This is a genomic window from Chitinophaga silvisoli (genome assembly GCF_003412465.1).
GTDB classification, from domain to species: domain Bacteria; phylum Bacteroidota; class Bacteroidia; order Chitinophagales; family Chitinophagaceae; genus Chitinophaga; species Chitinophaga silvisoli.
Window position 1 is genome coordinate 488,800 of sequence record NZ_QTJV01000002.1, and the last position, 12,385, is coordinate 501,184.

11 protein-coding genes are annotated in these 12,385 nt (G+C 45.1%); 5 read left to right on the forward strand and 6 right to left on the reverse strand.

Going from position 1 to position 12,385, the window contains the following annotated elements; translation table 11 throughout:
• Positions 1-215 precede the first annotated feature (215 nt).
• Positions 216-1,049, reverse strand: coding sequence for a universal stress protein (locus DXN04_RS08095; RefSeq protein ID WP_116852821.1), 834 nt, complete (start codon positions 1,047-1,049; stop codon positions 216-218).
• Between the two features lie 113 nt (positions 1,050-1,162).
• Between DXN04_RS08095 and lysS the strand changes: the two genes are divergently transcribed.
• Both lysS and DXN04_RS08105 read left to right on the forward strand, forming a co-directional pair.
• Positions 1,163-2,677, forward strand: coding sequence for a lysine--tRNA ligase (lysS, locus tag DXN04_RS08100; RefSeq protein ID WP_116852822.1), 1,515 nt, complete (start codon positions 1,163-1,165; stop codon positions 2,675-2,677).
• A gap of 76 nt (positions 2,678-2,753) precedes the next feature.
• Positions 2,754-4,859: a S9 family peptidase gene (locus DXN04_RS08105; protein ID WP_116852823.1), complete on the forward strand. Its 2,106-nt coding sequence runs from the start codon at positions 2,754-2,756 to the stop codon at positions 4,857-4,859.
• A 473-nt stretch (positions 4,860-5,332) separates the two neighbouring features.
• On the opposite strand, the gene DXN04_RS08110 is transcribed toward DXN04_RS08105, so the two are convergent.
• The 3 genes from DXN04_RS08110 to DXN04_RS08120 form a co-directional block, all read right to left on the reverse strand.
• Positions 5,333-5,671 carry a tRNA-binding protein gene (locus tag DXN04_RS08110; RefSeq protein ID WP_116852824.1) on the reverse strand — a complete coding sequence of 113 codons (339 nt, stop codon included), beginning with the start codon at positions 5,669-5,671 and terminating at the stop codon, positions 5,333-5,335.
• 352 nt (positions 5,672-6,023) lie between these two features.
• Positions 6,024-6,578 carry an LPS export ABC transporter periplasmic protein LptC gene (gene lptC / locus DXN04_RS08115; RefSeq protein ID WP_116852825.1) on the reverse strand — a complete coding sequence of 185 codons (555 nt, stop codon included), beginning with the start codon at positions 6,576-6,578 and terminating at the stop codon, positions 6,024-6,026.
• Between the two features lie 32 nt (positions 6,579-6,610).
• Positions 6,611-7,246, reverse strand: coding sequence for an LON peptidase substrate-binding domain-containing protein (locus DXN04_RS08120; protein WP_116852826.1), 636 nt, complete (start codon positions 7,244-7,246; stop codon positions 6,611-6,613).
• 53 nt (positions 7,247-7,299) lie between these two features.
• Here DXN04_RS08120 and DXN04_RS08125 point away from each other — a divergent pair, with 53 nt between their 5' ends.
• Both DXN04_RS08125 and DXN04_RS08130 read left to right on the forward strand, forming a co-directional pair.
• Positions 7,300-8,346: a glycosyltransferase family 4 protein gene (locus tag DXN04_RS08125; protein ID WP_116852827.1), complete on the forward strand. Its 1,047-nt coding sequence runs from the start codon at positions 7,300-7,302 to the stop codon at positions 8,344-8,346.
• A 20-nt stretch (positions 8,347-8,366) separates the two neighbouring features.
• Entirely contained in the window at positions 8,367-9,410 is a 1,044-nt protein-coding gene (locus DXN04_RS08130) for a glycosyltransferase family 4 protein (RefSeq protein ID WP_116852828.1), read from the forward strand.
• Positions 9,411-9,449: 39 nt separating this feature from the next.
• Here DXN04_RS08130 and DXN04_RS08135 read toward each other — a convergent pair whose 3' ends face one another.
• The gene (locus tag DXN04_RS08135) at positions 9,450-10,322 is read right to left on the reverse strand and encodes a glycosyltransferase family protein (RefSeq protein WP_116852829.1); all 873 of its coding nucleotides are present in this window, start codon (positions 10,320-10,322) and stop codon (positions 9,450-9,452) included.
• Positions 10,323-10,372: 50 nt separating this feature from the next.
• Between DXN04_RS08135 and meaB the strand changes: the two genes are divergently transcribed.
• Positions 10,373-11,272, forward strand: coding sequence for a methylmalonyl Co-A mutase-associated GTPase MeaB (meaB, locus tag DXN04_RS08140; RefSeq protein WP_116852830.1), 900 nt, complete (start codon positions 10,373-10,375; stop codon positions 11,270-11,272).
• Here meaB and DXN04_RS08145 read toward each other — a convergent pair.
• A complete protein-coding gene (locus tag DXN04_RS08145; protein ID WP_116852831.1) occupies positions 11,229-12,338 on the reverse strand; it encodes a chloride channel protein in 1,110 nt (369 codons plus the stop codon). The two genes, meaB and DXN04_RS08145, sit on opposite strands and share 44 nt — an antisense overlap.
• Positions 12,339-12,385 lie beyond the last annotated feature (47 nt).

Below are 12,385 nucleotides of genomic sequence, written 5' to 3' on the forward strand. Positions count from 1 at the left end.
TATCTGGGCCTTCGATACCGTCCCTAAAGAAATACCAGCCAAAAACAGAAGACATAGTTTCTTATACATATTGTTGAAGTTGTGGTTTACATGCAAATTAATAACAATATTTAATCTACCAATTCAATTAGTGATGAAGGGTAGCTCTTCGCACAGCAGCCCCGGATCGCAATGCGATCCGGGGCTGCTACAGGCTATAAAAATAATGTATTTTTCTATTCGTGTATTGCCAGCAATGGGATATGACTGTGAAATGCTAACTGCGTGGTCCGGCTCCTTCTGAACATTCCATCAAACAATCCATGTTTCCTGGGTATAATAAAGATCAGATCGGCACCTTCTTTTTCTGAGAACTCTATGATGCCATTCGCCACATTTTCATTGTCCACAAAATGATAGATCGGGTTATAGCCTTCCAGCAGGGTATCCAGCAGCAAACTTTCCATGGGCGTTTCTCCTGCCAGTCCTTTCCCGGAATGATCAATGTTCAGCACATGCAGCGATGCGTTAAATACACTGAGCAAGCTCTTGAGCGGACCAATGGGCGTATTTTCCCCTATATGTTTAAAATCGCATGCAAATACAATCTTCCTGATAGGGCGATATACGGCATCTGCCGGCACAATGATTACCGGACAAGCGGTATGCTTAGCTACATCTACTGAATTGGAGCCAATCAGGATCTCTTCGAACTGGCTTCCTCCTTCAGTACCCATTACAATCAGATCTGCCTGCTGATCCTGGCAAAAACCATCAATATTGGCTGACAGCAGATGGTTTTCTGCCTTCAGCTCGAGTATTACATTGTCAGGCACTTCCGCCACCAGCTCATTTCTCATCTTTTCCAGGCCCTCCTGGCTGGCTTTCTTCAGTTCCTTAGAGTCTACCATCGGAATTGCCGAAGGCATATCCGGCACCGGCACTACCAGCTCATAAGCATGGTACAAAACGACCCGGGTAGCCCCCATTTGCCCTGCCAGTCCCAGCGCGTAGCGGGCGGCATTATATGCTGCTGTTGAAAAGTCCGTGGGAACAATAATAGTTTTCATCTCATTACTGTTTTAGTGTGGAATATGTAGAACCTATGGAATAAAGAGAAAAATTAATGCCAAAGGGCAGAAAAAGCTATTTTTGCAATCCATTATTGTAATTCAGTATTTACATGACATCACTATCTGAGCAAGAGATCATACGCAGGGAGAAACTGCAGGAACTGGAGAATGCGGGTATAAACCCCTATCCGGCGGAAGAATATCCCGTAAACAATACTGCCGCGAACATTAAGGCAGTTTATAGTGAAGAAACCAAAGACCAGCTGCAAAACATTTGTATTGCAGGCCGTGTCATGAAGAAACGTGACATGGGTAAGGCTGCTTTCATTAGCTTGCAGGACCACACTGGCACAATTCAGCTGTATATTCGCCGCGATGACATCTGCCCTGGTGAGGATAAAACCATGTTCGATACTGTTTTCAAAAAGCTGATCGATCTTGGAGATATTTTGGGTGCTAAAGGTTATGCTTTTGTGACTAAAACCGGGGAATTGTCTATACATGTAACAAAGCTGGATTTTCTCGCTAAATCATTGCGTGTATTGCCAAACGTAGCTGAAAAAGACGGTGAAACCTTCGATGCGGTAACCGATCCTGAATTCAGATACCGTCAGCGCTACGTAGACCTGATCATCAATCCCGGGGTAAAGGATACCTTTATCAAGCGTACCAAGATCATGCAAACCATCCGTGATTTCTACAACGACCTGGGCTACCTGGAAGTAGAAACACCGATCCTCCAGCCCATCCCTGGTGGTGCTACTGCACGTCCGTTCAAGACGCATCACAATGCACTGGATATTCCATTATACATGCGTATTGCTAATGAGCTGTATCTGAAACGTCTGATCGTAGGTGGTTTCGATGGTGTGTACGAGTTTGCCAAAGACTTCCGCAACGAAGGTATGGACCGTACCCATAACCCGGAATTCACCGTAATGGAAATGTACGCCGCTTACAAAGACTATGAGTGGATGATGCGTACCACCGAAACCCTGCTGGAAAAGATCGCCCTCACCCTGCATGGTACCACCCAGGTACAGGTAGGAGATAAGGTGATCGACTTCAAAGCACCTTTCAAACGTATCAGCATGTATGATGCGATTAAGGAACATACCGGTATTGACATCTCTGAAATGGATGAAGCGCAACTTCGGGATACCTGCAAACAACTGGGAATCGGCGTAGCACCAAGCATGGGTAAGGGTAAACTGATCGATGAGATCTTCGGTGAAAAAGCTGAACACAACTATGTACAGCCCACTTTCATCATCGATTACCCGGTGGAAATGAGTCCGCTCACCAAGAAACACCGTAGCAAACCAGGCCTGGTAGAACGCTTTGAACTGATGGTAAACGGTAAGGAACTGGCCAACGCCTACAGCGAGCTGAATGATCCTATCGATCAGCGCCAGCGCTTCGAAGATCAGGTGAAACTGATGGAAAGAGGTGATGACGAAGCCATGTACATCGACTACGATTTCCTCCGTGCACTGGAATATGGTATGCCACCAACCTCCGGAATCGGTATTGGTATCGACCGTCTTACCATGATCATGACGAACAATCCATCTATCCAGGATGTACTGTTCTTCCCACAAATGAAACCAGAGAAGCTCCAATAGTCTTCTTTTTCAACCTTATATCAAGAAAAATCCGGCTGCTAGCAGCCGGATTTTTAATTTACAACAAATCCGATCTATGCAATTACGTCACTTCACCCGCTGCATGGCAGCCCTGGGACTACTATCTGCACCACTGTGTGCCCAGGATAAGAAAGATCTTACTTATGAACAGATCTGGAAAAATGCCCCTTCAGGCATTTCCAGGCCATTACCCAACATCACTGGTTGGGCCGATGATACCCACTATATTGAAGTGCGCAATGGCAAGGCTTACCAGGTAGATGTTAAAACGGGAGCTTCTTCCGAATATTCTAAAGCCGGGATCTCTGTATCTGTACAAAATCACGATATTATCTATACGGCTGCTGACGGTACCAGCACGCAGCTCACAAATGATACGCTCACAGAAAAGAACCCGACTATTTCTCCTGATGGCAGGTACGTGGCCTTCACCCGTCACAATGACCTCTATAGCGTGGAAATAGCCAGCAAAAAGGAGACCCGCTATACCAATGATGCCTCTGACGTGGTGTACAATGGTTACGCTTCCTGGGTGTATTACGAAGAAATTCTGGGCCGCGCCTCCCGCTACCGGGCTTTCTGGTGGAGCCCGGATAGCCGCTACCTGGCTTATATGCGTTTCGATGATTCCAAGGTACCCGTATTCCCTATCTATAGCGAAAAAGGGCAGCATGGCTTCACTGAGAACACCCGTTACCCCAAAGCCGGCGATAAGAACCCCGAGGTGAAAGTTGGCGTGGTGCCTGTAAATGGTGGTGCTACCATTTGGGCCGCTTTCGATGAAAAGGCAGACCAATACTTCGGTACCCCGTTCTGGACCAGCGACAATCACCTGTGGTTACAATGGATGAACAGGGGACAGGACAACCTGAAACTCTATGATATCAACCTGAGCACCGGTGCTAAAAAAGAGGTATACGATGAAAAACAATCTACCTGGATCGACTGGAAAGATGGTATGACCATCCTGGAAAAGGGCAGGGGCTTCATCATTGAGAGTGATAAAACAGGCTGGTCACATCTCTATTGGTATAATATGGATGGCTCCCTGAAAAAGCAGCTGACCAGTGGTAACTGGACGGTGAACTACACTGTAGCTTTCGATACCAAACAGGAACAGATCTACTTTGTAGCCCGCAAAGAAGCCTCTACCCGTACAGACCTCTACAAGGTAAACATGAACAGCGGCGCTATTACCCGGCTCACATTCGGGGAATATTTCCATGCTACGACTGTAAGCCCACATGGCGACTATTTCGTGACCGCCTATTCTAACCTGACGACCCCAACCCGTGTGGCACTGATGGACAACAAAGGCAAGGTAGTTCGAGAACTGGGTGACAGCAAGGGCGATCAGATCAGCGAATATAACCTGGCTCTGCCTAAACTTATGACCTATACCACCCGCGATGGGCTGACATTGCCAATGACGGTGACCATGCCCCTCCATATGCAGGAAGGTAAAAAGTACCCTGTGCTCATCAGCATCTATGGTGGACCTAATGCCGGTACCGTTTACGATCGCTGGAACCTGAACCTGACCTCACAATGGTGGGCAGAGAAAGGGGTGATCCAGGTAGTCATTGATAACCGCAGCTCCGGTCAGCTGGGTAAAATGGGGATGAACTACATCCACCGCAAGACAGGGATCTATGAAATAGAAGATTATATGGATGCCACCAAATGGCTCCGTTCCCAGGCTTATGTAGATACTAACAAGGTTTGCATCACCGGGGGGAGCTTCGGGGGGTATATGACCTGTATGGCGCTCACCTATGGTGCTTCCGTATTCAATTATGGGATGGCTAACTATTCTGTGACTGACTGGCAGCTCTATGACAGCCATTATACAGAAAGGTATATGGATACGCCTGCGGAGAACCCTGAAGGGTATAAAATCACCTCACCGATGAACTACCTGGACCGTTATAAAGGCTTAATCAGGATTACCCATGGTACCATGGATGACAACGTGCACATCCAGAACAGTATCCAGCTGGTCAATATGCTGGAAGACATGAATAAGCATTTTGAATTTATGATCTATCCGGGAGAGCGTCATGGGTGGAGAACCAGTATCAAGAACAGGCATAGTGATATGGAAGCGTACCGGTTTATCTATCGCTATTTACTGGAAGAGCCGTTTCCGGCAGAGTTATAAAAAAAGAAACGGGGCTGCAAGACTACAGCCCCGAAAAATTTTAACCATATCTTTATTGAAAAACCTGTACCAAAGGTGGGCTTATTTTGCATACGTGCAAAACCCATTCTGGTGAATGCTATATTTTTGTTTGGGAACGTAATGAAAAGGAAGTTAAACGTAGCGGCTTTTGGAGGCGAAAATCAGTTTTTGAGGGGTGAACGTAACAGATGAGCTGTTAATGGCAGAACCTGCCTTAAATATAGAAGGGCGGTAAGAATACCGCCCTTGTAATAATTTTAACCATATCCTATGAAAAACCTAAGTCAAAGATATAGTCTACAAAACTGAGTTCTTCTCCCATTTCCGTGAACGTTATAAAATAGTTCGTAAAACGGTAAGAATGAAGAGGTCAGCTCATATATGTTAAATAAGATAATATTAATTAATTTTTAAATTGTAATTATTTTTAATTACTAGCTTATATACCCATTTTACCCTATCTGCAGGCCATTCCGGACCGTTCTATCAGGCTGTAACAACACAATTTCCTTATCATCACCTACTACACCCAGCACCAGGCATTCGGAAAAGAAATTGGCCACCTGCTTCACAGGGAAGTTTACTACAGCAACAATCTGTTTACCGACTAAGTTCTCTTCTGTATACAATTTTGTGATTTGAGCGGATGAACGCTTGATGCCCAGCTCGGGACCAAAGTCTATTAATAACTGATAAGCGGGGTTCTTTGCCCTGGGAAAGTCGGCTACTTCTATAATAGTTCCTACACGAATGGCTACCTTTTCAAAATCCTGCCAGGTAATCTGCTCCATAATGTTTTGTTATTGAAGCTTTAAGATAATAAAAAAAGGCGGTAAGAGTACCGCCTAATAATTTAACCATATCCTATGAAAAACCTATTGTAAATATAGATTGCCAGATCTGTAGAAAAGTCTGCCATTTGGTGAATGTTATAAAATTCCCGGTTAATGCAGGATATAGGGATTCTTTCGAACATATGCCAGAGTATCATTATATTATAAAATAGATAGCTGCATGCACATACTTAATGGCATGGTTCTTGCGTTTTTATAAGGACAAAATTTTAGGTTAAAAAATAGGTTAAAGCGAAACGGCCCATCATTGCATACGCGATGATGGGCCGTTATCGTTGTGGGAATATCTTTAATTCAGCATCGTAGTATCCTGGACCACAAACGGACCGGTTGGATGCATAATTGTATAGTCAGTAAAGTCCTGGTTGGAAATCAGGCCCGTACCATATAAGGTATCTGTCTCCGTGCTGATCCTTACCCTCGTATTAGAAATAAACTGCTGCTTCTTGGAATCCCAGTTCAGCTCTTCGCAGTCCAGCCGTTCTCCCTTTTTATTCACCACTACCACATGGTCTTTCAGAAAGATGTTGGCATCGTTCTCAAAGTATTTTCCATAACGCGCTGTCAATGTGCTCTCTACACTCAGGGAATCGCTGTAAAACAATACCTTCAGGCCGTTATTGAATTCTACATAGATAGGTACCGCCAGATGGCGAAGCATGGTAGGAGCTGTCAGATTGGCCTTTACGTGACCATCCTGACTATACAGGGAATTGATTTTCTTCCCTTCTTCTACAGCTGTGGCTTTTTTATCGAGGTTCATGACAGCCTCCATATCGTTCTCACACGATACGGCAGCCAGCAAAACCCACAGAAACGCTAAACGCGTAATGATCTTCTTCATATAAGTAGTTCGGGCGCAAAATTATACAATTCCTAAATATCACCTGCCGACAGGTTTCTAAAATGCCCGTTCAATTTTACCCGGTCTTTCAGCCGCTCCATTTCTGCCATTACAGGCACGACCCTTAGCAGGTGTCGTTTCAGGTATTCCAGGCGCTGCAGTTCCTGGAACAGGAGGAGCAGCTCATATTCTTCAAGCAGGGATAACCCGGCATGATGCGCAATATCGTAGGAGAGGAGGTCTGCATCCTCTTTTTTAAAGCTCTTATTGACCTGCAGCAGGTTATGCAGTTCTCTCAGCGCCTGTATGACCTGCTTTTGTAAGCGCTCATTTGAATTTGTATGATTCTCCGGGTAATTGACTATGGCACCTGTATATAATTTCTCCGGAATGGTTTTGATCACTTCCAGTATACGAAACACCCTGGTACCTCTGGTTACCACATCCAGTTCCCCACTTTCATAAGATTTCTCCACCCGTACCACTTCTACCAGTGTACCATATTCTACTATCTTATTATCAATCACAGAGGGAATTCCAAAAGGTTTCTGCTCGGCTATACATTCCCGGATCAGCTGTTTATACCTGGGTTCAAATATGTGCAGGTTCAGCTGCTCTTCAGGGTACACAACAATACCCAAGGGAAATATTGGGATGAAATTCGTCATGGTTTCTAAATTATAGAATATATATTTAACCCCCAATTACCATTCAAACTTATATGCCGCGACTCTTACTCGACTGCGAGAAAATGAAATACGCCAATACAGGACTCTATGAATTCTGTAAGCAGCTGGGCTATGCCCTCCTGAAAAATAAAGCGGCCAATGAGGAAATGGTGTTTTATATGCCCAAACACCTGCAGGGATTCTTTGGTGAAGCAGGTACTTACATCAGGAAGAACTCTCTGCATAAATACTGGATGCCCGACTTTAAAACGGATGTATGGCATACCACCTTCCAGTCTACCCGGTATATACCACAGGCAGGCAAAACGCCGATGGTATTAACCATCCATGACCTGAACTGCATCCACGAAAAACAAGCACCTGCAAAGGTGAAGGCAATCCTGAAGTCCGTTCAGAAAAATATAGACCGGGCTGATCATGTTGTGACCATCTCCCAATTCGTGATGAACGATGTGAAAACACACCTGAACCTGGAAAATAAAGCCACCAGCGTGGTATACAATGGTGGTCACCTGGAAGCTTTTCCTGACTTTGATGCACCTGCCTATCGGCCGGCCAAACCATTCCTGTTTAGCCTGGGTGGCGTGAATGCTAAAAAGAACTTTCATGTACTGCCGGCACTGCTGGTGGGCAATGATTACGAACTGATTATAGCCGGCCCCATCTTCGATGAGCAGTACAAACAGCAGATTTGGATGAAGGCACAGGAACACGGTGTGGCAGACAGGGTGAAAATACCGGGAGCAATATCGTATCCCGATAAATACTGGTACCTTCGTCACTGTGAAGGATTTCTTTTCCCTTCCATTGCCGAAGGATTTGGAATACCTGTGATAGAAGCGATGACCATGGGTAAGCCATGCTTCCTCTCTACCAAAACCAGTTTGCCTGAAGTGGGCGGACCTCTTAGTTATTATTTCCAGGATTTTGAACCTGACAACATGCAGGAGGTTTTCCGGAATGGCATGCTCGATTACCAGCAAAAGCATCCTGCAGATGCAATTAAAGCATATGCAGCACGTTTCAGCTATGATAATATGGCAAAAGGCTATCTGGAGATATACCGGAGCCTGTATTAATCTTCAACTATCTTATTAATATGCACCGCATCGGTCTGGATTTCGAGAAATTAAAGTATCCACACAACGGTCTTTACACCTTCTGTTTACAATTAGGACAACGACTATTGAACCTGCAGCAGCAGGATGAACAACTGCTGTATTACATGCCTGCATCCTTTGCAGAATTTAACGGACGATTTGAAACAATACCGTATAAATGGTATGACAGATATGCTTTCCGTCCGGCAAAGATGGATGTATTTCATGCTGTACACCAGACAGGTAATGTGTGGCCCAGGAAACAGGCCAGGCGGGCGATTGTCACCATTCATGACCTGAACTTCCTGATTGATGACCGCCTAAAAGAATGGCAGAAAAAATACCATCTGAAGCAACTGCAAAAACAGGTGGATGAAACGGATGTAGTCGTATCGATTTCCCAATTTACACTGAATGCAATCAGGGAACATATCAGGGTGCCTGACAGCAAATGCCAGATTGTATACCAGGGCTCTGAAGTAAAACAATTTCCGGGCTTCGATACACCATCATATAAACCACAGCGGCCTTTCCTGTTTTCGATCGGCATGCTGACACCGAAGAAGAATTTTCATGTGCTGCCATCATTGTTAGCTGGCAACGATTATGAATTGATTATCGCCGGCAGACAACAGGGAGATTATATCAAAAAAATTGAAGCTGCTGCTGAGGAACTGGGTGTGAGCAACAGGCTGAAACTTGTAGGGGGCATTACTGATGAAGAGAAATACTGGTATTACAGTCAGTGTTCAGCTTTCCTGTTTCCTTCGCTGGCAGAGGGCTTTGGCGCTCCGGTGGTAGAAGCCATGCACTTTGGTAAACCTGTGTTCCTGTCTGATAAAACCAGTTTACCTGAAGTAGGAGGGGACGTTGCATATTACTTCCGTGATTTTGCACCTGATGCCATGCAGGATGTATTTGCAAAAGGGATGGAACACTTTGCGAATAATGATCGCACAGGTGTTATAAAAAAACATGCCCTGCAGTTTAGCTGGGATGCTAATGCAAAAGCATACTTCGATTTATACAGAAAGCTTTACTAAATTAAAAAGGGTTTGCCAGAGGCAAACCCTTTTTAATTGCTATATTTTTTTATAATTCCTGTAATCGAACAATCGCTTACCTGTCCTCTTTTCTATCCAGTAAAGTATACTGTCTTTAAACCCAAACTTCTTCCTGCTGATATCATGCTCAAACTTCCAGTTCTTCTCATCAATCCTTGACTGCATCACCGCCGGATGCGTACCCTTAAACACTTCCAGGCTATCCACTTCGCCATAATCAAATTCAGAAATATTCACTCTCTTCTTCATCTTCTCATCATTCGCTCCATTATACAAAGTGAATGAATTATTCAGCTTCCTTGCCTGTGCCTCCGGATCCTTCACCCATCCATAATGATAGATATGCGCATCCACCGGCTTCACATGCAATTTCTCACCTTCTCTCCTGAAACCCTGGGCATCGCGGTAAGAAGAAATCTTTTTATCGTTCCTGATTACCCTGATTTCATTTTTGTACCACACTCTTGAATCACCAATGTAATCATAGCTACCAAAGAAGTGCATATACTCAAACAACAATCCTTGTACTTTCGGATCATCCTTGTATTTCTCCATTGCCGCCCTTATAGCAGGGTAATCTTTTTCGTGCACCACCTCATCTGCCTGGATATAAAAACACCAGTCGGCATCAGGGCTCACATGCGCAAATGCTTTGTCTGTCTCTACTGCCAGGATCCTTCCTCCTTCTTTCAGTGATTCATCCCATACAGAATGTGTGATCTTAATTTTAGGAGAATCGATGGACTGAATGAGGGCCAATGTCCCATCATCAGAGTCACCTACACTGACAATCACCTCATCGCACAGTGGCAGGATCGACCTGATAGATGCCAATACTGGATAGTCATATTTTACGGCATTGCGAACAAAAGTGAATCCGGCTACTTTCATAGAATACTTATATTGGCTGCGAAGATAATCCGTTATTCGTAATTTAGAAGATGCGTTCTCTATTGACAGCCCTATTACAGGGCTCAACCAGGGCCCTGGCCCGATGTATTACGCTGGTGGAAAATGAAGCCAGCGGGTACGAAGCCTTGTTGGCAGACCTGCCGGCCAATGACCATACCCGGGTCATCGGCATCACAGGCCCTCCCGGAGCCGGCAAAAGCACGCTTGTAAATGGCTTGATTGAGCTCCTGCTGGAACAGGGGAAGAAAGTAGGTATCATCGCTGTAGATCCCAGTTCTCCATTTAATTACGGTGCATTGCTGGGCGACAGGGTACGCATGGCCCAGCATTTTAACAACGACAATGTATTTATTCGCTCCATGGCCAGCAGAGGCGCTTTAGGAGGATTGAGCCCACGCATTATCGAAGTGAGCGAGCTGATGAAAGCTGCTGGCTTCGATTACCTTTTTATTGAAACAGTAGGAGTGGGGCAGAGTGAAGTGGAAATTGCAGGAATTGCTACCACCACCGTTGTCGTGGTAGTACCGGAAGCCGGCGATGAAATACAGACGATGAAAGCAGGCCTGATGGAAATAGCAGACATTTTTGTCGTGAATAAAGCTGACAGGGATAATGCTGATGCATTCGTAAAAAACCTGCGGATACTGGCACATAGCCGGGTGCAGGAGACGGCCGTGTTAAAAACTGTCGCTACTACCAACGAAGGCTTAAGAGAGCTCATACAGGCAATCGATCAGCATCAACTGCAACTTACCCAACATCCTGAAAAGCATGCACAATTGCTTACTGAAAAAGCCTGGCAACTGATACAACGCCAGCGTATGAAGGCCATTAACAGGCAGGAACTCTATCAACAGATAAAAACGGCACTGGAACAGGGTGATTTTAATTTGTACCGTTTCTTACAATCACGCTACGGAGCAGCATAGCTGGGATCAGCGCGGCAATAACAGGTATAATAACCATCCACTGATGGGTGAGTTCTATAGAGAAAATGAGGGCTGCAAATATAACCGGGAGTCTTCCCGTAAGCATGGCTGCAATTCCTACCACTGCTGCTAACTCCGGTGTTACATCATAAATGCCCACGATCATACTCACCAGTAATAAACTGGCCATTCCCAATGTAGCTCCTATTAAAATTAATGGAGAAATGATTAATTCTCTCCCCGGGGCTCCCGATCCTGCCGCTAAGATTAACATGGCCAGGCGTACCAAAGACAGGCCCAGCAGGATCTGTAAATTGATAGCGCCGCTGCTAAGTGCAGGAATAAAGTAATTACCAGTACCCAGACCCTCCGGTCGCTGCCATCCCAGGTAGCCAATAATTATTGCTGCGGCTACCGGCAACCAGGTACGCTGAAACCTGATCTTCTCCAGCATTTTGATCAGCCAGGTCATTAGCCAACCAAAAAGAAATACAATAATACCCGTTACAAAACAGGCATATAAAAGATCTATTTTAAGCCCTGGTACACGTTCTACGGGCAGGATGGTGTCCCATCCCACCAAAATTACCCTGCACAAGGCACCTATGCCTGCTGCCAGCACAATCGCCAGCACATTGAATAATGACAATTCAATAAAGCCAAGTTCAAATACCAGCACTACTGCAGCCAGTGGGATATTTAATAAACAGGCCAATCCAGCGGCAATCACAGCTGCTTTCAGTAATTGCCTGTCGCCTGATATAAACAAGCCGCTGGCCAGCACACCTTCCACTCCAAAAGGGAAGCCCGTGCCGGTCATTATTACCGCACTAAGTGGAGTCAGCCATTTTTTCCCGCATTTTATCAGTAGTACTCCCGCCAGTGCACCTGCTACTGGAATGAGTATCATCCACCCGCCCAAACCAGAGTTACTGATATCCGGCGATGTTTTGGAGTACTCTCCTAAGTAGCAAACCCAGCTTAAGCCGTCAATGATGTAAGTGAGGCATTGTACTGTCACAGCTGCTAATAATGCGGCAAGTACAACAAGGCCTAAATTTTTCATTCTTAACTTCCAGTTATGTTAATGACTCGTTAACAGAAAAAGATTAC

What these genes read in the sequence shown, in the direction of transcription:
- DXN04_RS08110 (WP_116852824.1), bottom strand. Translation starts at nt 5,671, where the DNA reads ATGGAGCAGATTACCTGGCAGGATTTTGAAAAGGTAGCCATTCGTGTA.
- DXN04_RS08120 (WP_116852826.1), bottom strand. Translation starts at nt 7,246, where the DNA reads ATGACGAATTTCATCCCAATATTTCCCTTGGGTATTGTTGTGTACCCT.
- meaB (WP_116852830.1), top strand. Translation starts at nt 10,373, where the DNA reads ATGCGTTCTCTATTGACAGCCCTATTACAGGGCTCAACCAGGGCCCTG.
- lptC (WP_116852825.1), bottom strand. Translation starts at nt 6,578, where the DNA reads ATGAAGAAGATCATTACGCGTTTAGCGTTTCTGTGGGTTTTGCTGGCT.
- DXN04_RS08145 (WP_116852831.1), bottom strand. Translation starts at nt 12,338, where the DNA reads ATGAAAAATTTAGGCCTTGTTGTACTTGCCGCATTATTAGCAGCTGTG.
- DXN04_RS08125 (WP_116852827.1), top strand. Translation starts at nt 7,300, where the DNA reads ATGCCGCGACTCTTACTCGACTGCGAGAAAATGAAATACGCCAATACA.
- lysS (WP_116852822.1), top strand. Translation starts at nt 1,163, where the DNA reads ATGACATCACTATCTGAGCAAGAGATCATACGCAGGGAGAAACTGCAG.
- DXN04_RS08105 (WP_116852823.1), top strand. Translation starts at nt 2,754, where the DNA reads ATGCAATTACGTCACTTCACCCGCTGCATGGCAGCCCTGGGACTACTA.
- DXN04_RS08130 (WP_116852828.1), top strand. Translation starts at nt 8,367, where the DNA reads ATGCACCGCATCGGTCTGGATTTCGAGAAATTAAAGTATCCACACAAC.
- DXN04_RS08135 (WP_116852829.1), bottom strand. Translation starts at nt 10,322, where the DNA reads ATGAAAGTAGCCGGATTCACTTTTGTTCGCAATGCCGTAAAATATGAC.
- DXN04_RS08095 (WP_116852821.1), bottom strand. Translation starts at nt 1,049, where the DNA reads ATGAAAACTATTATTGTTCCCACGGACTTTTCAACAGCAGCATATAAT.